This window comes from Claveliimonas monacensis (genome assembly GCF_014982975.1).
Classification (GTDB): Bacteria; Bacillota; Clostridia; order Lachnospirales; family Lachnospiraceae; genus Claveliimonas; species Claveliimonas monacensis.
In genome coordinates this window covers 416663-436788 of record NZ_JADCKL010000002.1, presented here as the reverse complement: position 1 = coordinate 436788, position 20126 = coordinate 416663, and the positions used below count along the sequence as shown (strand labels likewise).

Annotated in this window: 22 protein-coding genes and 1 tRNA gene; 21 read left to right on the top strand and 2 right to left on the bottom strand. The window is 47.4% G+C overall.

The genetic code is table 11. The annotated features are described in order from the left end of the window. Window positions 1–4: 4 nt before the first annotated feature. Window positions 5–532, top strand: a complete 528-nt coding sequence (locus tag INF30_RS05425) for a family 43 glycosylhydrolase (RefSeq protein ID WP_076780348.1) — start codon at window positions 5–7, stop codon at window positions 530–532. 75 nt (window positions 533–607) lie between these two features. Here the strand turns inward: INF30_RS05425 and tpiA are convergent, their stop codons facing one another. Continuing rightward, window positions 608–1399 (bottom strand): triose-phosphate isomerase, encoded by a 792-nt coding sequence (tpiA, locus tag INF30_RS05420; RefSeq protein WP_076780350.1) that lies wholly within the window; start codon window positions 1397–1399, stop codon window positions 608–610. A gap of 324 nt (window positions 1400–1723) precedes the next feature. Between tpiA and pdxA the strand changes: the two genes are divergently transcribed. From pdxA to INF30_RS05345, 15 genes are all read left to right on the top strand, one after another. Then, window positions 1724–2740 carry a 4-hydroxythreonine-4-phosphate dehydrogenase PdxA gene (gene pdxA, locus INF30_RS05415; RefSeq protein ID WP_076780352.1) on the top strand — a complete coding sequence of 339 codons (1017 nt, stop codon included), beginning with the start codon at window positions 1724–1726 and terminating at the stop codon, window positions 2738–2740. 2 nt (window positions 2741–2742) lie between these two features. Then, complete coding sequence (locus INF30_RS05410; protein WP_226394447.1) at window positions 2743–4086, top strand: four-carbon acid sugar kinase family protein; 1344 nt, start codon at window positions 2743–2745, stop codon at window positions 4084–4086. A gap of 42 nt (window positions 4087–4128) precedes the next feature. Then, window positions 4129–5187: a 2-keto-3-deoxygluconate permease gene (locus INF30_RS05405; protein ID WP_076780356.1), complete on the top strand. Its 1059-nt coding sequence runs from the start codon at window positions 4129–4131 to the stop codon at window positions 5185–5187. Between the two features lie 136 nt (window positions 5188–5323). Then, entirely contained in the window at window positions 5324–5830 is a 507-nt protein-coding gene (locus INF30_RS05400) for a YcxB family protein (RefSeq protein ID WP_226394446.1), read from the top strand. A gap of 36 nt (window positions 5831–5866) precedes the next feature. Next, entirely contained in the window at window positions 5867–6628 is a 762-nt protein-coding gene (locus INF30_RS05395) for a DeoR/GlpR family DNA-binding transcription regulator (protein ID WP_076780361.1), read from the top strand. 108 nt (window positions 6629–6736) lie between these two features. Continuing rightward, window positions 6737–7594, top strand: a complete 858-nt coding sequence (locus INF30_RS05390) for an N-acetylmuramoyl-L-alanine amidase (RefSeq protein ID WP_226394445.1) — start codon at window positions 6737–6739, stop codon at window positions 7592–7594. A gap of 91 nt (window positions 7595–7685) precedes the next feature. Beyond that, window positions 7686–8417: a sigma-70 domain-containing protein gene (locus INF30_RS05385; RefSeq protein WP_076780365.1), complete on the top strand. Its 732-nt coding sequence runs from the start codon at window positions 7686–7688 to the stop codon at window positions 8415–8417. 68 nt (window positions 8418–8485) lie between these two features. Continuing rightward, complete coding sequence (gene murB / locus INF30_RS05380) at window positions 8486–9397, top strand: UDP-N-acetylmuramate dehydrogenase (RefSeq protein WP_076780366.1); 912 nt, start codon at window positions 8486–8488, stop codon at window positions 9395–9397. A 2-nt stretch (window positions 9398–9399) separates the two neighbouring features. Then, entirely contained in the window at window positions 9400–10281 is an 882-nt protein-coding gene (gene rapZ / locus INF30_RS05375) for an RNase adapter RapZ (RefSeq protein WP_076780368.1), read from the top strand. 25 nt (window positions 10282–10306) lie between these two features. Then, window positions 10307–11236, top strand: a complete 930-nt coding sequence (whiA, locus tag INF30_RS05370; protein WP_226394444.1) for a DNA-binding protein WhiA — start codon at window positions 10307–10309, stop codon at window positions 11234–11236. Further along, a complete protein-coding gene (locus INF30_RS05365; RefSeq protein WP_076780372.1) occupies window positions 11211–11468 on the top strand; it encodes an HPr family phosphocarrier protein in 258 nt (85 codons plus the stop codon). The genes whiA and INF30_RS05365 overlap by 26 nt, the downstream gene beginning before the upstream one ends. A gap of 82 nt (window positions 11469–11550) precedes the next feature. Then, window positions 11551–12498, top strand: a complete 948-nt coding sequence (locus INF30_RS05360; protein ID WP_076781158.1) for a diacylglycerol/lipid kinase family protein — start codon at window positions 11551–11553, stop codon at window positions 12496–12498. A gap of 106 nt (window positions 12499–12604) precedes the next feature. Next, window positions 12605–12676: transfer RNA gene (locus INF30_RS05355), tRNA-Glu, on the top strand. A 202-nt stretch (window positions 12677–12878) separates the two neighbouring features. Then, on the top strand, window positions 12879–13037 hold the full coding sequence (locus INF30_RS05350; protein ID WP_157888472.1) for a hypothetical protein: 159 nt from the start codon (window positions 12879–12881) through the stop codon (window positions 13035–13037). Then, window positions 13027–13359 (top strand): type II toxin-antitoxin system RelE/ParE family toxin, encoded by a 333-nt coding sequence (locus tag INF30_RS05345; RefSeq protein WP_076780374.1) that lies wholly within the window; start codon window positions 13027–13029, stop codon window positions 13357–13359. Before INF30_RS05350 ends, INF30_RS05345 begins: the two co-directional genes overlap by 11 nt. 72 nt (window positions 13360–13431) lie before the next feature. On the opposite strand, the gene INF30_RS05340 is transcribed toward INF30_RS05345, so the two are convergent. Then, the gene (locus INF30_RS05340) at window positions 13432–13650 is read right to left on the bottom strand and encodes a helix-turn-helix domain-containing protein (RefSeq protein WP_076780376.1); all 219 of its coding nucleotides are present in this window, start codon (window positions 13648–13650) and stop codon (window positions 13432–13434) included. An 80-nt stretch (window positions 13651–13730) separates the two neighbouring features. On the opposite strand from INF30_RS05340, the gene INF30_RS05335 reads away from it, so the two are divergent. The 5 genes from INF30_RS05335 (at window position 13731) to INF30_RS05315 (ending at window position 19762) form a co-directional block, all read left to right on the top strand. Further along, the gene (locus INF30_RS05335; RefSeq protein ID WP_076780378.1) at window positions 13731–13970 is read left to right on the top strand and encodes a hypothetical protein; all 240 of its coding nucleotides are present in this window, start codon (window positions 13731–13733) and stop codon (window positions 13968–13970) included. A 665-nt stretch (window positions 13971–14635) separates the two neighbouring features. Continuing rightward, window positions 14636–17443, top strand: coding sequence for a DNA methyltransferase (locus INF30_RS05330; protein ID WP_076780381.1), 2808 nt, complete (start codon window positions 14636–14638; stop codon window positions 17441–17443). Next, window positions 17444–18385 (top strand): restriction endonuclease, encoded by a 942-nt coding sequence (locus INF30_RS05325; protein WP_076780383.1) that lies wholly within the window; start codon window positions 17444–17446, stop codon window positions 18383–18385. A 47-nt stretch (window positions 18386–18432) separates the two neighbouring features. Beyond that, complete coding sequence (locus tag INF30_RS05320; protein WP_076780385.1) at window positions 18433–18624, top strand: hypothetical protein; 192 nt, start codon at window positions 18433–18435, stop codon at window positions 18622–18624. Between the two features lie 4 nt (window positions 18625–18628). Then, entirely contained in the window at window positions 18629–19762 is a 1134-nt protein-coding gene (locus INF30_RS05315) for a YcjF family protein (protein ID WP_076780387.1), read from the top strand. The last annotated feature ends 364 nt before the right edge of the window (window positions 19763–20126 follow it).

Sequence of the window (20126 nt, the reverse complement as noted above, 5' to 3'; positions counted from 1 at the left end):
AAGAATGATCAAGATACTGGACGGTGACTGCCCGGACCCGGCGGTGTTCCGGGAGGGAGATACATTTTACCTGACATATTCAAGCGGGCCTTATTACCCGGGACTTCCCATCTGCAGTTCGACGGATCTGGTGAACTGGAAGATGGAGACATACGCTGTGAAGGATTTTGAAGGCAAGGAGATATGGGCGCCGGATTTCTTTAAATATAAAGATAATAAGTATTACATATATTTTTCGGGAGCAGGGACAAACTGGGTGATCTGGTCGGAACACATACAGGGACCCTGGTCAGAACCGATCGATCTGAAGGTGGGATATATCGATCCGGGACATGTGACAGACGAGGAGGGGAAAAGATACCTCCTTCTGTCCGGCGGACATATTGTCCCCCTTGCGGCGGACGGACTTTCCATAGATCTGGAACCTCAGAATACAAATGCCTATGACGGTTTCCTGTCCGTCAGGCCAGGTGTGTTCGCACGGGGAAGCGGTCAGGCTGTTGTATCTGAGATCAAATACAGGAAAGTCTGAAAAGGAAAAACGGCAGGGGCAGACGTGAAAATAGTCTGTCCCTGTCGTTTTTTTATTCTATATCCGGGGACTTCTCTACTCCCCGTATTTCTCTTTGTATGTCTTCATGGCATCCCGGATCAGCTTGTCAAACTTGTCTGCCTGCCATGCTGCACGACCGGTAAACAGTCCGTCGATGGAAGGCTGCACGATAAGCTCGTTGGCGTTGCCCGGGTTGACACTGCCGCCGTAGAGGACAGGAATGTCTGCGCCTGCGTCGCCGAAGATCTCGAGAAGGCACTCTTTGATGACTTTGTGCATCTCTTCTGCATAGTCCGGGGAAGCGGGCGTTCCGTTCACGCCGATAGACCACACCGGCTCATAGGCTACCCAGATATGGGGCACTTCTGAGACGGGTACGTCGTGGAAACCGACCTTCAGCTGGGTGCGCAGCACCTCCGGGCTGATGCCGAAGTTTTTCTCCTCAGCGGTCTCGCCGATGCAAAGGAGAGTTGTGAAGCCATGTTTCAGACCGGCCTTCACTTTCCGGTTTTCTTCTGCATCTGTCTCGCCGAAGACGTGACGCCTCTCAGAGTGTCCGATCATAACAAGGTCAAGACCCAGCTCCTTCAGCATCAGAGGAGAGATCTCGCCGGTGAACTGTCCTTCATCTTCCCAGCACATGTTCTGGGCTCCAAGTTTGACGTAAGAGCGGTCTACATTTTTTGTGGCGCTCTCCAGAGTGGTGTAGGAGGGGATGATAAACAGCTCCATCTCCTCCCTGCTGATATCCTTTGTGAGGGAGACCAGATCCTGCAGATATTTCACTGTGTCCTGGATATTTTTGTACATCTTTAGATTGCTTCCGAAATACAGTTTCTTTTTCATTTCCTACATCCTTTCCTTTTCCGCGGGTTCCGCAAAAAAATCTGCCTTTCCGGGCCTTTTTCTTTCTGGGTTTATTATAAATGAAATGCAAGAAAAGAGCAATATATATCTTTCGTAAAAATGTCAAAAAAATAACAAAACGAAAAAACGAAAGAAAACGAAAAAGAGAGGAAAAAATCGTGTTAGATATGCACAAAAATGAGAAATGGAAAATATATAAATGTACTGAAATTACAAAAAGGAGTTGAAAAGGAAAAGTGAAAGTAATAAAATGAAGCCATAAAAGAAAAGACAATCGAAACCGAAACGAAAGGAAGAGAAAAAATGAGCGAAAAATTCAGACCTGTAACGGCAATTACAATGGGGGATCCGGCGGGCATTGGACCGGAGATCGTTGTCGGCACGATGCTGGACAAGGAAATACATGAATGCTGCCGGCCTTTTGTAATCGGAAGCCAGGCGATCATGGAGAGAGCTGCAAAGGTTCTCGGAAAAGAGCTGAAGTACAACCAGATCAGCGATCCCTCCGAGGCAAAGTACGAGTACGGAGTCATTGATATCCTGGAGACCGGAGACTATGACACAGACTCCATCGAGTGGGGAAAAGAGCAGAAGCTGGCCGGACAGATGGCCATTGACTGGATCATGAAATCCATTGAGCTTGGAATGGCTAAGAAGATCGATGCAGTATCCACTTCCCCGATCCATAAAGGAGCCATCAAGCTGGTGGGTGTAAAAGAGCCGGGACACACAGAGATCTATCAGCATGCCACCAATTCACCGTATGCCCTGACCATGTTCTCCTGCCACAAGCTGCGCGTCTTCTTCGTAAGCCGCCACATGTCACTGGTTGACGCGTGCCACTACGCTACAAAGGACGTGATCCTTGAGAATGTTGTAAATATTGACAAAGAGCTGAGAAAAGTCGGCATTGAAAATCCGCTGATCGCAGTTGCGGGACTGAATCCCCACAATGGAGACCACGGACTTTTCGGAACAGAGGAGCTTACAGATATCGGACCGGCTGTGGAGGCTGCCAAAGAAAGAGGAATCAACTGTGTAGGACCCTGCCCGGCAGACTCTGTGTTCCACATCGGAAAATCCGGCAAGTACGATGCGATCCTGTCTCTCTACCATGACCAGGGACATATCGCCTGCAAGACACTGGATTTTGAGAAGTCAGTTACCCTGACTTTCGGACTTCCTTTCATCAGAAGTTCTGTGGACCACGGAACAGCCTTTGACATTGCAGGAAAAGGAATCGCAGGCTGCGTCAGCCTGATTGAATCCACAAAGGTAGTAGCAGAGTATGCGGCAAAGCAGCATGAAAGGGGAGAATAGAAATGCCATTAATCGGAGCGGTGGCGGACGACCTGACAGGCGCGACAACGACAGGTGTACTTCTTGCAAGGTCAAAAGCAAGGACAGCGGTATTTTTTAACGAGGAAGCAGCGGAAAAAGGAGAGGGCGTGGATGAGCTGGACGCCATCCTGATCAGCAGCAACAGCCGTGCGCTTCCGGCCAATGAGGCGTATGAAAAAGTAAAATCAGCTACATGTGCACTGAAGCGCATGGGCGTACAGTATTTTTCCAAGAGAATTGATACGACACTGCGCGGAGGCGTGGGCGTTGAGATCGATGCCATGATGGACCAGGTGGGGGATGACTGCGTGGCAGTTGTCGTTCCGGCCATGCCCCAGTCCAGACGTATTCTGGTAGGCGGCTACTCTGTCATCGACGGTGTAGCTCTGATCAACACACCGGTGGCGCAGGATGTGCGCACACCTGTGAGAGAGAACTATATCCCAAGGCTTCTTGAGGGACAGACGAGAAGACAGGTGAAGCTGGTCACTCTGGATAAAGTGCTCCAGGGCGAGGAGGCCATCCGGGATGCCCTGAAGGAGGCCAGAGACGCGGGCGGCGAGGTCATTGTCGTGGACGGGATCACCATTGAGGACGTAGAAGAGATCGCCAAGGCATGTATCGAGCTGAAATGGAATGTGGTTGCGGTAGACCCGGGCCCGTTCACTTCAAAGCTTGCTTACTATAGAAATCTGATCCAGGAGGAAGAACCAAACCTTCCGCCGGAGGCGGACGAGAACGGAAAGACCGTGCTCATTGCTGCGGGAAGTGCCACTCCTGTCACCAAGAAGCAGATGGAGGTGCTCTGCCAGGATCCCAGGCATGTGCGCATCAGCGTGGATCCTGTCAAGTTTATCGAAGGAGGAGACACGGCGCTGGACGAGGCGTTTCGGGCTGTACATATTGCAGAAGACCTGCTGAAATCAGACAATCCTCCAAGAGCAATCCTCTTTGAGACAGCTCTTCACGGGGAACTTCTCAACCTGGATGAGGAGGACAACAAACGCCACTATGCAGGCGGCATGAGTGCCAACAGGATCAACGCGGGGCTTGGAACTATTATCTCTCAGCTCCTTGAGAGTTGTGGAAGAGAAAAAATTGCGGGACTTTATACAACGGGTGGCGACACCATGGTGAATGTGTGTTACCAGCTTGGTGTAGAGTGCATAGAAGTAATGGATTATGTGATCCCTCAGACTGACATAGGAAGACTTGTGGGAAGCTATGACGGGCTTCCGATCGTAGGGAAGGGCGGACTTACCGGAAATGACAACACGGCATGCGATATCGTGGAGCGTCTTTTCAGAGAGTCGGCCAGAAAGTAGGAAACTGAAAAGTATGAAGTAAGGTTTGGAGGAAGTGCAAAAATGAGTGAAAACACAGAGAAAAAAGAAGTAAAAAAGCAGACAGACCTCGATCTGCTGAATAAAATGAAAGCCCTGCCGGGCGGACTGGTTATCATTCCCCTGGTTCTGGCGGTTCTTATCGCCACATTTTTCCCGCAGGCATATCAGATCGGCGGCTATGTGACGGCCCTGTTCTATGATGGAAACTCCTGTATGATGGGATTTTTCCTGATCGTCTGCGGATCAGCCATCAACATCAAGCAGGTGGGTATGCCTCTCTACAAAGGTGTGACGCTGACAGCTACCAAGTTCCTTCTGGGCGTTGTCATCGGACTTGCGGTAGGCGCTATCTGCGGGCCGGAAGGATTCCTTGGGATCGCGCCGTTCGTATGGATCGCAACCATCACGAACTCAAACGGCTCCCTTTACATCTCCCTGTCCGCACAGTTCGGTAATGCGACAGACACAGGAGCCATCTCCATCTTGTCCCTGAACGACGGTCCGTTCTTCACACTGATCGCCCTGGGAGCCACAGGACTGGCATCTATCCCGATCGACTCCCTGATCGCAGTGCTTGTACCGCTGCTTATCGGTTTCATCTGGGGTAACCTTGACGCCGGCTTCAGAAAAGCATGTGCGACAGCTCAGCCGATCGTTACATTCTTCATGACGATCTCCATCGGAGCGAAGACAGATGTCAACACGATCATCACAGCGGGCGCGGCCGGCATTATCCTTGGCCTTGTATCCGCAGCTACAGCAGTGATCTTCTTCTTCACAAACAACCTGTTACTGCCGAAGAAAGAGAGAAACGCCATGGGCGCTGCTATCGGTACAACAGCTCTGAACTCTGCCATGACACCGGCAGCAGTTGGCGAGGCAGACCCGACAATGGCTCAGTACGTGGACATGGCTACAGCACAGTGTGCGACAGCTTCTGTTGTAACCCTGTTCCTCTGCCCGTTCATCACAGCTTTCTTTGATAAACTGATGCAGAAGAAACAGCTTGGTATCTACTCACCGGAAGGATGGGCACGCTACAAAGTAGATCCCAGTGTACCGGCTCCGGCAGCAGAATAATAAGCAGAAACAAAACTAAACGAAAAAAATCGAACATAATTCATTACAAAAAGTGAAAAAAGTCCTCTGATATGCTACAATAGTCTTGTGCATATTAAGAGGACTTTCTTAGAACCTGAAAAAGGAGTATTTACTTATGGAAAAACTAAAGGTGCAGCTTACAAAGGGACAGTTATTTGATTTCCTTTTATATCATACATTTTCAAAGGGATCCGGCTTCCTTGTAAACATGCTGGGTATGTGCGTGATCATTCTGGGAGCCGTTATGCAGTTTGTGGGAAAGATTGAATTCAGACAGCTCGTTCTGTACGTGATCGTGGGGGTGGTGGTTCTGGCCTACACGCCGCTGCAGCTTAAATTCCGGGCCAGGAAACAGATGGAAGTCAATCCGGAGTACAGAGATCCAAGAGAGTACGTTTTCTCTGAAGAGGATGGGATCATCGTGGTGCAGAACGGGCAGGAGACTAAGTATGAGTGGAGTCAGATCCAGCGTACGGTGACAACGCCCAAGACCATCGGAATCTATTATGAGAAGGAGCGGGCGTTTATCATCCCCAAGGAAGCCTTTGGGGACAGGTTCGTCCCGGTCATGCAGATGGTAGTGCAACATATCGGGCTGAACAATGTAAGGCTGACTCAGTAAGAGAGGAACAGCTGTCAGTATAAGGGGGAACAGGAGATGGAAGAGCGCAGGCAGGCAATATTGCGTGAACTGGAAGAGAAAGGGAAAGTCCGGGTGGCGGATCTGAGCAAAGAGCTGGGATGTTCGGAGGTGACGATCCGCAATGACATCAAGAGCATGAGCGCGGAGGGGCTTCTGAAGCGGACTCATGGCGGCGCGGTCAGTCTGGAGCAGAATATGGCCCGGAAATACAGAGCGGAGACTATATACCGCCATGTGGACCGCAAGAAAGCCATAGCCGCCCGGGCGTATGAGTATATAGAAGACAGGGACACCATTATCATAGACGATGCATCCAGCAGCTTTTATCTTGCCCTTCATATCAAGAGCCATCCGGAGAAGCGGGTGGCGGTAGTTACCAATTCCCTGCTTGTGGGAAATGAGCTGGCGGGCATTGAACATGTGGAGCTGTACATGATCGGCGGCTACGTGGGCGGCCATCTGGCGGCCAGCATGGGAGAGTCGGCTGTGGAGAACATGGAGCATTTCCATGTGGACAAAGGATTTATCGGAGTCCACGGCATCAATTTTGAGGCGGGCCTTACGTCCATTGCCACGCCTCAGATGCAGGTGAAGCGGGCCATCCTGAAAGCCTCAAAGGAGGTCTATGTGCTGGCTGACAGCAGCAAGTTCGGCGGCGGCTATCTGTCCGTCATCTGTCCCATCGACCGGGTGGACACGATCATCACAGACCGGGAAGTTTCAAAAGAAAATGTGGCGATTGCCAGAGAGATGAAGGTGCACCTTGTGATCGCATAGAAGCGCATTGAAATGTGGAGACTGCTGTGCTATAGCTATCTATCTGTGGCAAAATACTTACCTCCTGCATATGCTGGAACAAAAAAGGCATATGTGGGAGGTGTTTTTATGTCATATTCGATCATGATAGACGCAGGACACGGGGGCAGGGACCCGGGGGCAGTCTACAACGGACGGCAGGAAAAGGACGACACGCTGCGGCTTGCCCTGGCTGTTGGGGAGATCCTGCAGAACCGGGGGATCGATGTGGAGTACACCAGGACTACGGATGTGTACGAGACGCCCTACGAGAAAGCTATGGAGGCCAACCAGTCGGGGGCAGATCTCTTTCTCTCCATACACAGGAATTCGTTCCCTACGGACAATGAGGTTTCCGGGGTGGAGGCCCTTGTGTACGACCTGTCCGGGCTGAAGCTGGAGATCGCGGAGGCGCTGACCGAGGGGCTGGCTGCGGTTGGGTTTGAGGATCTGGGGGTGAAGGCAAGGCCCAATCTTGTGGTGCTGAAAAGGACCCAGATGCCGGCGGTGCTGCTGGAGGCCGGTTTTATCAACTCCGACACAGACAACATGCTGTTTGACCAGAATTTCGATGACATTGCCCTGGTCATCGCGGAGGGAATACTGGATGTCCTGCAGAGAAACGGTCTTGTGGAGGAGACAGACTCTGATATGGGTGTGAACGGCGGCGGTATAGGCGATCAGAACACGGTATATGAAAATGACAACGAGTTTGAAAATCAGACAGTGCCGGAGTATCGGGTACAAACCGGCGCGTTCCGCAACCGGTCTTATGCAGAGCGGCTGAGAAATGAGCTGCTGGAACAGGATTTTCCGGCGTACGTCGATGACTCCGATGGTTTCCTGCGGGTCCAGGTGGGAAACTATGGAAATCTGGACGAGGCGGTGGATATGGAGCGGAGGCTGAAGAGAGCCGGGTATGCGACAGTGATCGTGTCGGCTGTGTAGGGGGCAGATGGCGGGAGCGTCCGGCAATCCGGCTATGGCTTTCGCGCCGGATTTGTGATAAGATAGGTCCAGTAAATCTGGAGGTAGAGACATGGCAGATAAAATGAGTTTCCAGCAGAAGCTGGCGGACATGATGCAGCTGGCGCAGGAAAACGGTATGCGCATGACAGCGGAAGAGACGGAAAAGTTTTTTGAGGATGACGGACTTACGGAGGAGCAGATGGAGCTGGTGTTTGACTATCTGCTGTCCCAGAAAGTGGCTGTGCAGGGATATGAGAGAAAGCCCGGCATGGTGCAGGAGGCCGCGGAGAGTGAAGACGGCGCCGGGAAAGAGGAGACCCGGGCGGACGGACTGACCGGGGAGGAAAAGGAGTACCTGGAAGACTATCTCCGGCAGATCGGAGAGATGCAGCCGGCTTCCGGCGAGGAGGCAAGACTTGCCTCCTACCTCCGGAAGGTGGCGGAAGAAGCAGTGAAGATGCACAGGGCAGAGGTCTTTGTGGGGGATATGATACAGGAGGGCAATGCGTCTCTTGTGGAGGCGCTTGGCCTGTATCCTGCAGACGACGGCGAGCAGGAGCGGGTGATGGAGGATGTGAGAGCTGCCATGCGTGCGCTTCTGGCCTCCCAGACAGAGATGAAAAGGCGTGACCGCAAGATGGTGGACCAGGTGACCAGGCTGGATGAGACGATACGGGAGATGACCGATGAGCTGGGACGGAAGGTGGACGTGCAGGAAGTGGCGGACAGACTGGAGCTGACGGAAGAGCAGGTCAGGGATATCCTGAAGCTGACAGGCGAGGAGCCGGAGGATGAAAAATAGCACGGCGTTGAATTTCTCCCGCAAGTGTTGTATGATGGACAGTGGAAAAAAACAGAAAGGTTTGTGTTATGAAACAGGATTTTGAGCATAGATTAGAACAGGCAGTGGGAGCTGACAGAGTTCTCCGCGAAGAGCCCATGAAAAAGCACACCACTTTCCGTATCGGGGGACCGGCCCAGTATATGGTGATGCCCCGCACAAAAGAGGAAGTGCAGGAGGTGATCCGGCTCTGCAGGAAGGAGGAGATGCCCTGGTATATCATAGGAAATGGGAGCAACCTCCTTGTCTCTGACAGGGGATACAGGGGAGTTGTGATACAGCTTTTCAGGGACTTCGGGGATATCCGGCTGGAAGGGACCCGGATCTGTGCCCAGGCCGGCGCGTCCCTGGCCAAGATCGCTGCGGAGGCCCTGAAGAACAGCCTGGCCGGCTTTGAGTTCGCCGCCGGCATACCGGGAACGCTGGGCGGCGCCTGCATTATGAATGCCGGCGCTTACGGCGGGGAGATGAAAGATGTTCTGGAAGAAGTCACAGTCCTTACCAGCCAGGGAGAGCTGAAAGTGCTGGCGCGTGAGGAGCTGGATATGGGATACCGGACCAGCCGGGCCGCACGGGAAGGGTATGTTGTCCTGGAAGCGGTCATTTCTCTGGAGGCGGGGGATGCGACCCGGATCCGTGAGAAGATGGAGGATCTGAAAGAGAGAAGGACAAGCAAGCAGCCCCTGGAGTACCCCAGCGCCGGCAGTACTTTTAAGAGGCCGGAGGGCTATTTTGCCGGCAAGCTCATAGAGGATGCAGGTCTTCGCGGGTTCCGGGTGGGAGACGCCATGGTGTCTGAGAAACACTGCGGTTTTGTGATCAACTGCGGCAATGCCACGGCGGCAGATGTGGACAGGCTGATCCGGCAGGTGCAGGAACGGGTGAGAGAAAACTCCGGAGTGACGCTGGAGCCGGAGGTAAAAAGACTGGGAGAGTTTTAGACATGAGATTTATTATTGTGACCGGAATGTCGGGGGCGGGAAAAAGTACGGCCCTCAAGATGCTGGAGGACGCAGGATATTTCTGCGTGGACAACCTGCCTGTGCAGCTTGTCCCGAAGCTGGGGGAGCTGCTCATTGTCCCTGGGACGGAGATCAATAAGATCGCCCTGGGGATGGATATCCGCAGCGGGCAGGGGATCGATGATCTGGAGCAGTCCCTGAATGAGCTGGACAAGATGAAGATCAAATATGAAGTGCTTTTTCTGGAAGCCTCAGACGAAGTGCTGATCAAGAGATATAAGGAGACCCGGCGCAGCCATCCGCTGGCAGGGGGAGGCCGCGTGGACGAGGGGATCCGCAGGGAGCGGGGAAAGCTGGCCTTCTTGAAAAAGAGGGCGGACTATCTGGTGGACACCAGCCGTATGCTCACCCGCGAGCTGCGCTCGGAGCTGCACAAGATCTTTGTGGAGAACAAAGACTACAAAAATATCTATATCACTGTGCTGTCCTTTGGCTTTAAATACGGGCTTCCCAGTGATGCGGATCTGGTGTTTGACGTTCGTTTTCTGCCGAACCCTTACTATATCGATAACCTTCGTGCAAAAAACGGGAATGACCCGGAAGTGAGGGACTATGTCATGTCCAGTGACACAGCCCGCTGCTTCCTGGAGAAGCTGACAGACATGGTCCGTTTCCTGATCCCCAATTATGTGTCGGAGGGAAAGACCCAGCTTGTCATCGCCATCGGATGTACGGGAGGAAAGCACAGGTCTGTCACGCTGGCGGGTGCTCTCTACCGGGAGCTGGCCGGGGAGGAGCAGGACTACGGTATAAAGATCGAGCACCGCGACATTGAAAAGGACGCGGTGACAAAGGGAAACTAGCAGAAAGTAAGAAGCAGGGATAGATATGTCATTTTCAGGCAGAGTAAAAGAAGAACTGGCAAGGATGTGTCCCAGGGCGAGGCACTGCAGGCTGGCTGAGCTTGCCGCTGTCACAGGCATGTGCGGAGAGTGGCGGGAAGAGGAGACAGGAAGCCTGTCGTTTTCCGTCCACTCGGAAAATATTGCCGTTGTGAGAAAATGCTTTACATTGATCGAAAAAACCTTTAATATAGGAAATGAAATCGCTGTCCGGACAGCAGTGCGCAGAAATCTGCAGAAGGACAGCAGTGCATACTACCTGTATGCGTCCGGGGAATGCCTGCGGGCAGTGCGCCATGCGGACGTGCAGGCGGTCTGCTGTAAGAGGGCCTACCTGAGGGGAGCTTTCCTGTCTTCAGGGTCCATGAGCGACCCTGGGAAATCCTATCACTTTGAGATTGTCTGTAATACGTTGGAAAAAGCACAGTATCTTCAGCAGCTTATGCAGGACTTTGGCCTTGAGGCCCGCATTGTGAGAAGGAAGAAGAATATCATCGTATATTTGAAGGAGGGTGACCGGATCGTAGATGCGCTGAATGTGATGGATGCGCCGGTGGCCCTGATGGAGCTGGAGAATGTCCGTATCCTGAAGGACATGCGCAACAATGTGAACCGGAAGGTAAACTGTGAGACAGCCAACATCAACAAGACAGTTTCCGCCGCAGTCAAGCAGCGGGATGACATCGAGTACATCCGCGACATGGTGGGACTTTCAGGATTGCCAGACGGACTGCGGGACGTTGCCCTTACACGGCTCGCGTATCCCGATGCATCATTGAAAGAGCTTGGAGGACTTCTGGAAAACCCGATCGGGAAATCCGGAGTGAATCACAGGCTCAGGAAGCTGAGTGAAATGGCAGATAAGTTAAGGGATAGCAAGGAGGTACAATATGATCAAGAAACCAGTAACAATTAAGCTTAGAGACGGTCTTGATGCAAGACCAATCGCACTGCTTGTGCAGGAAGCCAGCCAGTATTCCAGTCATGTGTACATAGAGGTGGCTGACAAGAAGGTAAATGCCAAGAGCATTATGGGTATGATGAGCCTGAGCATGGGTGAAGGTGATGAGTTTACAGTTGTTGCGGATGGCGAAGACGAGGAAGCGGCAGTAGCTGGCGTGGAGAGATTCCTCTCAGAGCAGAAATAGATAGAGAGAAAGATATGTGAGAGAGGGCATTTTATAAATGCCCTTTTTTGAACGATAAGGGTTACAGGAAGGGATGACAGAGATGAAGAGACTTTTGTTTGTGTATAATCCTCACGCGGGAAAAGGGCTTCTGAAGCCAAAGGTGTCAGATATCATTGATATTTTTGTGAAGGCAGGCTACGAGGTGACCGCCTATCCTACCCAGGCTTACCATGACGCTTACCGGAAGATCCGGGAATTTACAGACCACTATGATCTGGTGGTGTGCAGCGGCGGTGACGGCACAATCGACGAGGTGGTGACCGGGATGATGGCCAGGGAGGAGCGGGTGCCTGTGGGCTATATCCCCACGGGAACTACCAACGACTTTGCCCACAGCCTCAAGATTCCCAGGGACATCCTGGCGGCGGCTGACAATGCTGTGAACGGGCAGGCTTTTCCCTGCGATGTGGGGCAGTTTAACGATGGGATTTTCGTCTACATCGCGGCCTTCGGCCTCTTTACAGATGTATCCTACCAGACCAACCAGACAGCAAAGAATATCCTGGGACATCTGGCCTATGTGCTGGAAGGGACAAAGCGGCTTTTCAATATACCGTCTTACCGGATCAAGGTGACGCATGACGGCGAGGTGATCGAGGATGAGTTTATCTACGGTATGGTGACAAACTCCCGGTCTGTGGGAGGCTTCCGCAACATGGTGGGCAAGAATGTGACCTTCGATGACGGCGTGTTTGAAGTGATGCTGATCAAGATGCCGAAAAACCCTATTGAGCTGCAGGAGATTATTACCGCGCTTCTGACGGAGCAGACGGACGGAAAGCATATGTATTCCTTTAAGAGTGGACATCTGGTATTTGAGTGCCTGGAGGAAATACCCTGGACGCTGGACGGAGAGTTCGGAGGGGATCACGATTTTGTGGAGATCTATAATCTCCAGAAACAGCTGCAGATCATGGTGCCTAAAAAGTATGTCAGTGACCTGTCGGAAGCTGGGAAAACAGAGGCGGAAAAGGGCGGAGAACAGTAGGCGTTCTCCCCCTCATATTGGACTGAGATAAAAAAATAAAAAAAATGAAAAAAACACTTGCAATCTGTCTGGATGTTTGATATTATAATCAGGCAGCAAGCAACACGGCTCCGTGGTCAAGAGGTCAAGACGCTAGCCTCTCACGCTGGAATCAGGGGTTCGATTCCCCTCGGAGTCACTTGAAAAGCCCGTTTTTACGGGCTTTTTTTGTATCTGGAAAAGAAAAGTGTATCAAATAGTGTATCAAACGTACGTTTGGATATTGAGGAATCAAAAATACTTAAGGAGGAAATCTTGGACGTATTTTTATCCCGATCAATAAAATTGTGGTTATTTTTTTAGTTTGATGGTAAGATAAAAGAAAAGAAAGGGTGATGGATATGGCATTAGCACAGGCGACAAAATCGCATGAAACAACTTATACATTGGATGATGCAATGGATATTCTTCTTACAAAACTGGATGATGCCATTCATGATATGGAGGCTGGCAGAGTGCAGACAATAGAGGAAGCGTGGAAAGAGATTGATGAAATATAAAGTTCTGATTACCGATATTGCCAAAGAAGATATCAAAGAAAAGAAGAAATATATCCTTAGAAATTTCAAGTACCGTGAGTATGCAGAATATTTTTCCAGAAAGATAAAGAAAGCGGTGCAGGAGTTGGATACATTGCCGGACGGTTATGGAACTACCGGTTTCCGTTATCGGGGATATGATATTTATCTGAAGGCATATAAAAATTATCTTTTATTTTATACGGTGGATAAGAGTGCTGCTACGGTAACTGTTCTCCGCATCCTGCAGGACGGCATGGACTGGGAGAATATTATCAGACAATGGATCAGCAGAAAACATTAAATATTTTAAGAATAGAAGGCCCTGACAGTTAACAGAAAAACTGCCAGGGCTTTTTCGCCGGTAAAATGAATTTTATAATGACTGGTCTGTATCACTTGGAATATATCTGCAAATCTCCTGAATATCACAATCCAGAATACGGCAGAGATCATTCAGCGTTGTAGTATTCAACGGTTTGTTCTTCCGCAGCTTATCAATCGTAGAACTGGAGATATGGTGCTTGTTGATCAATGTATATGTTGACTCGTTTGATTTCTTTAATGTTTCCCAGAAAGGACTGTAATCAATCATGGCATACCTCCTATGGTTAAAGGATAGTATGTGGTTGTTTTATTGACTATAGTCGCTAAAAAGACTACAATATTAGAGAAATGAAATGGACAAAAGAACAACAGGAAAGATTTGAAAAGTTCATACTGGGCGATGATATGGATTTCTACGAGGAGTACACGATCCATCTGACGGATGAGGAACAGGAAAAATTCTTTGAGGAGAATCCGGAGTTTATGTCAGTATATCCCATCAGCCGTGACATGATATATCTGTTAAGGGATCCCATGTACAGAGGTTTGATGAGAAAGATCCAGAAATATGAAACGGGAGTAGAATAAAAATATCGCTCACAGCCTTCATTTTGTGCCATCGCGATGGACTTTTTTGAAGTTCAAAGGAGACAGGCGATAGAAATATTATCTCAATGAACTCAGGGGCCAGTTGGATGATCTGATCAGCCGTTTAGATCATTGCGGGGATTTCAATCACAAGCCGGATATATGCAGGTATGGGAAGACAGAGTTCCCAGCAAGAGTGCTGCCCCGAGAAATGCAAATAACAGATTTTCTGTTTTGGTATTACCGGGGTGGATCTTGCTCTGCTGAAAACTCAACCTGATGTGAAGTGTAAATGCCCTTTAAAATAATCCATAATTGTAAAAAGGGAACAATGCGGAACTGGTTGTACATTGAGTCGGGATAAGGCTTTTGCCCGAATGTATCTGATGCGAACGACTGCTGTCGGGAGCCAAAATGTTTTCCGTGTTTGAATGATCGCAGTATCTGAAAATATAGAGAAAACACCGAGGGTATGGGAAGCGGTATTCCCATCAAGAGCAAGACTACGGAGAATGCAAAAAGTAGAAAATCTGCTTTTGTATTACGGGGTGGATCTTGCTCTTTGAAAATTATTTGTTCCATGATAGAATTTATGTATGTTTAAGGTGTTGTTTGATTATAGACAGTCAGACGGTATACTAATTTTATAATTCGAGGGTTCTATTATGACAGACGCTGAAAGAAGAGAGGCTGCCCGCCAGTTTTATAATAAATGGGCAGGAAGAGGAAGAGAAGACGAGGATGACAGATCCTATTGGCTGGATATATTGGAACGTATTCTTGGGGTAGAGAATGCAACAGATCATATTGATTTTCAGAAGAAAGTTGTTGTGGATGGAAACACAAAACGGATTGATGCTTACATTCCGGAGACTGGCGTTCTGATCGAGCAGAAAACATTGGGAATTCCTTTGGATAAAAAAATCAATCAGTCCGGAGGTATTATGCTCACGCCTTATGAGCAGGCAAAGCGATATAATGATAATCTGCCGTATGATGAGCGGGCGCGATGGATTGTTACGTCCAATTTCTCAGAAATCTGGATTTATGACATGAATGCAAAAGTGCCAGAGCCGGTAAAACTGCAGCTTGATAACCTGCAGGCGCAGTATGCTAGTCTGGATTTTTTGATAAAGAAAGAAGTTCAAAAAGTTAATCTTGAGATGGAGATTTCGCTGCAGGCTGGTGAGATTGTAGGAAGGTTATATGATGCGTTTCTTCGGCAATATAAAGAACCAGACAATTCGGAAACTCTGAAAAGCCTAAATAAGCTATGTGTCCGGATCGTATTCTGCTTGTATGCCGAGGATGCCGGGATTTTTGGACGCCGCAACATGTTCCATGATTATATGCGGCAGTTTTCTGCAAATACAGCACGTAAAGGATTGAGAGAGCTTTTTCAGGTGCTTGACCAGAAGCAGGAAGAGCGGGATGAGTATCTTGCAGATGATGATCCGTTACTTGCATCGTTTCCATACGTTAATGGCGGTTTGTTTTCGGATGAAAACATTGAGATACCACCATTGACGGATGAAATTCTTCGTTTGATTTTAGAGAATGCCAGTGATGATTTTGACTGGTCGAAAATATCGCCGACAATCTTCGGTGCGGTGTTTGAAAGTACACTGAATCCAGAGACACGTCGTTCTGGTGGCATGCACTATACAAGTATAGAAAATATCCATAAGGTTATCGATCCTCTGTTTTTGGATGATCTCAGGAAAGAACTGGATGAGATCACGTCGATCGATGTGATCCGGACAAAGCGACTGAAATTGGAAACATACCAGAATAAAATTGCTTCACTCTCTTTCCTTGATCCGGCCTGTGGGAGCGGAAACTTCCTGACGGAAACCTATCTCAGCCTCCGGAGACTGGAAAACCGTGTGATCCGTATGCTGTACGATATGGAGAAAGGACAGGTGTCCGGGCAGATATCTTTTGCTGATGAGACAATGAATAATCCGATCAAAGTATCCATCTCTCAGTTCTATGGAATAGAGATCAATGATTTTGCCGTCACTGTCGCAAAAACAGCTCTGTGGATTGCGGAAAGTCAGATGATGAAAGAGACGGAAGATGTGGTACATATGAATCTGGATTTCCTTCCATTGAAGACTAATGCGCATATTGTTGAGGGGAATGCGTTAAGGATTGATTGGAATAGCGTGATTTCGGCAGAGAGATTATCCTATATCATGGGAAATCCGCCGTTTGTAGGGGCAAGGCTTATGTCTGCGGTGCAGAAAGAAGACGTATTTGCTATTTTTAATAGTGTGAAAAATAACGGAAATCTTGATTACGTGTCATGTTGGTATCAAAAAGCAACTGATATGATGAAGGGAACATCAATTAGAACAGCGCTTGTTTCAACAAATAGCATTACACAAGGAGAACAGGTATCTATTCTTTGGAAAAATCTTATGGGAAATGGCGTACATATTGATTTTGCATATAGAACTTTTCTGTGGGATAGTGAAGCAAGTTTGAAAGCACATGTTCATTGCGTTATTGTTGGTTTTAGTGTTGCACCTAATGATAAAGGGAAGCGGTTGTATGATAAAGGAAAAGTTAAAATTGTTGATAATATAAATGGTTATCTTGTTGAGGCTGAAAATATATTTATCGGTAGTCGCACAAAACCACTTTGCGATATTCCAGAGATTGGTATAGGGAATAAGCCTATTGATGGGGGGTATTATTTGTTTACTGAAGATGAAATGGTAGAATTTGTAAAAAAAGAACCAAAAGCCAAACAATATTTCAAAAAATGGCTCGGTTCAAAAGAATTTATCAATGGATATTTTAGGTATTGCTTATGGCTTGGAGAATGTTCTCCAAAAGAATTGCGTTCCATGCCAGAATGTTTAAAAAGGGTAGAAGCGGTAAAACGATTTAGATTGGAAAGTACAAGTGCAGGTACAAGAAAGCTTGCTGCTAATCCAACACATTTTCATGTTGAGAATATGCCAAGAACAAATTATATTCTTATCCCAGAGGTGTCTTCTGAACGACGCCGCTATGTACCAATGGGATTTATGACTCCAGAAGTACTTTGTAGTAATCTTGTGAAAATTGTACCGGATGCGACACTATATCATTTTGGAATTTTGACATCTAATGTTCATATGGCCTGGATGAGAGCGGTATGTGGAAGGCTAAAAAGTGACTATCGATATTCCAAAGATGTGGTTTATAATAATTTTCCCTGGCCTTCACCTACGGAAGAACAGAGAAAGAAAATTGAGCAGACAGCACGGCAGATTTTAGATGCGCGGAAATTATATCCGGATGATTCTCTTGCGGATCTATATGATCCTCTGACTATGCCGCCTGAATTGCGGAAAGCGCATGCGGAGAATGATAAGGCTGTTATGAATGCTTATGGATTCTCTGTCCGCAATATGTCAGAAGAGGATTGTGTTGCGGAACTGATGAAACTTTATCAGATGCTTACAAAGAAAAATACTTAAATGGCGAAAAGAGGTGTCGAAAAGGTGTATTTTGATAAGTTAAATTCTGAGGAACAGGTAACTTATCTGATCAAACCTATTATTGAAGTTCTCCAGGAAGCGGGCGGACAGCTGGAACGATCAGAAATCAGAGATCGGATTGGAGAAAAAGACGAGAGGATTGCGGAGTTTGAACAGAAACTGTACACGTCTGGCAAAACCGGAAATCAATATAAAAAGTTTGATTTTAAGTTTAATTTTGCTATCAAAGAATTAAGTTATGTTGGGATCATCTCTTATATCAAGTACAATCCTAAAATTACACTTACGCAAAAAGGAGCAGGCATTGTTCTTGACTCTTTTGATGCGGCAATAGAGGTGCATGATAAAGCCAAGGAGTATTGGGCGGAACAGTCTGCTAAAAACAAAAATAAAAATCCAGTGCCTGAAGGTCAAACTGTGGAAGACGGTGAAGAGGAAACTTCGACAGAGGATGGGATTGTAGATGACTTCAAAGTGAGACTGCAAAGTGCGATTGCTAGTATGTCACCGGCTAAATTTGAACAGTTTTCCAGAGCGCTGCTCACAAAAATGGGAGTTCAGTTTACCAACAAAGGTATTCAGATATCTAATGACGGTGGTATTGACGGATATGGATATCATGTGGATGAAGAGGATTTCAGAACCACCAGGGTGGTGATTCAATGCAAGAGATATAATACAAATCCGGTAAGCGAACCGGAAATCAATCAATTTCTCGGAGCAATGAACAAGTTTCAAGCAGACTACGGTGTTTTTATTACAAACAGCAGATTTACCAATAAAGCACGGGAAGCTGCAAGAGAAGGCACACCGATTACTCTGATTGACGGAAACGATCTGATCAGATTAGTGATTAGGTATGAACTTTTTATTACCCCTGTTACCACATACGTTTTGGATGATTTCTATTTGGATGAATAAAAAATATTCTTTATAAAAAAGTTCTGACTAAGACGGGAGGCAGTGTCATGAGTAAAGGAAAGATAATTTACTGGTTTATTGGACTTGCGACTGTAACGACCATAGGTTTTTTAGTGATTCCGTCACTGATGAAGAAATATAGTAACAAGCTCTATAAATTTTCGCTTAAGAAGGACAAAATTGATTTTGAGAACATGGGACCCGAAGTTCTGAAGAAAGAAAAAATTAAGGGGGAATAAGCAAATGACTATTGATACAGATAAGGTAGCACAGGAGGCCATAGACGCAATAGCTGAGAAGATTAAGAATTTGAATTCTTTAAATATTATAGTGGCTGGTAAGACAGGAGTGGGTAAAAGTACGCTTATCAATGCTGTGTTTCGTGACAAACTTGCTGAGACTGGTATGGGAAAACCAGTGACAGATCATATGCGTAAAATAAGCAAGAAAGGAATTCCTCTTGCTATATACGACACAAGAGGATTTGAACTCGGAAAAGAAGTACAGCAGCAAGTCAAACAGGAAGTTATGGAAACTATTAGTAATGGACTTGCGACTAAGGACATTAATAAGGCGATTCACTGTATTTGGTATTGTATTAATACTGCATCAAATCGTGTGGAACCAGAAGAGATCGAGTGGTTAAAGGAACTTTCAAAAGAGAATCAGATAACACAGGTTCCAATAATTGTTGTATTGACACAGTCTTTTTCCAAAAAGAATGCGGACGCAATGAGGAAGATGATTCTTAACGAAAATTTAGACGTAGTTCAGGTTGTTCCCGTATTAGCAGAGGATTACGAGATTGACGAAGAGTATGTCGCAAAATCTTATGGACTAGATGTCTTGATTCATGTAATGGGGGAAGCATTGCCGGATGAGCTGATGGATACTCTGCAAAATGTTCAGATAGCGAGTCTGGCTGAGAAAAAGAAAAGAGCGCAAGCTGCGATAGCTACGGCGACACTGGCGGCTGCGGGAGAAGGTGCAGCACCGATTCCGTTTTCGGATTGCGCATTGCTTATCCCGACTCAGCTTGGCATGATTGCATCAATTACGGTTATATTTGGTTTCGACATCAATAAAAGCATTCTTACCGCGTTCCTTTCATCAACATTAGGATCAGGAGGTGCGACGCTATTAGGAAAAACTGTAGTATCCAATTTGGTTAAATTTATTCCTGGGATTGGAACTGCTGCAGGTGGTGCTATTTCTGCGGCAACAGCAGGTATACTTACAGCAGCACTTGGAGAAGCATACATAGGAATTATGACGATGGTGTTTAATGGTGAAATGGAAATTGATGATCTTGACACTAAAAGAGGAAAAGATCAGATGGCAGCCCTATTTAAACATGAATTGAAAAAGAAGAGATAAGAAAACATTGAAATTGCTGCAAGAGGTTTGAGTGATATAATTCGACAAGGCCCTTCTCGCTTCAGTCCATAACGATAAAATATCTTTTGCCCATCGGAATTAAATCCGGCGGGCGGGACTAGCTTTATGTTTTGGTTGTACCTCAATTTTCGTTCTGGCCTTTATAGAAATTTTGATTTTCAAAGGAAATTGCCCTTTGGCTCGGAGATTCCAATAGGGACGAATAGCATCTTTGTTGGCAAGGGAATACCGAAAGAAAATGTATTATTACATGTGTTTTTGATGATTTCTATTTAGATGAATAATTAAATTATTATATAGTCATTAGGAATACAAACCTGATGACTGTATTTTTTTGTGCAAA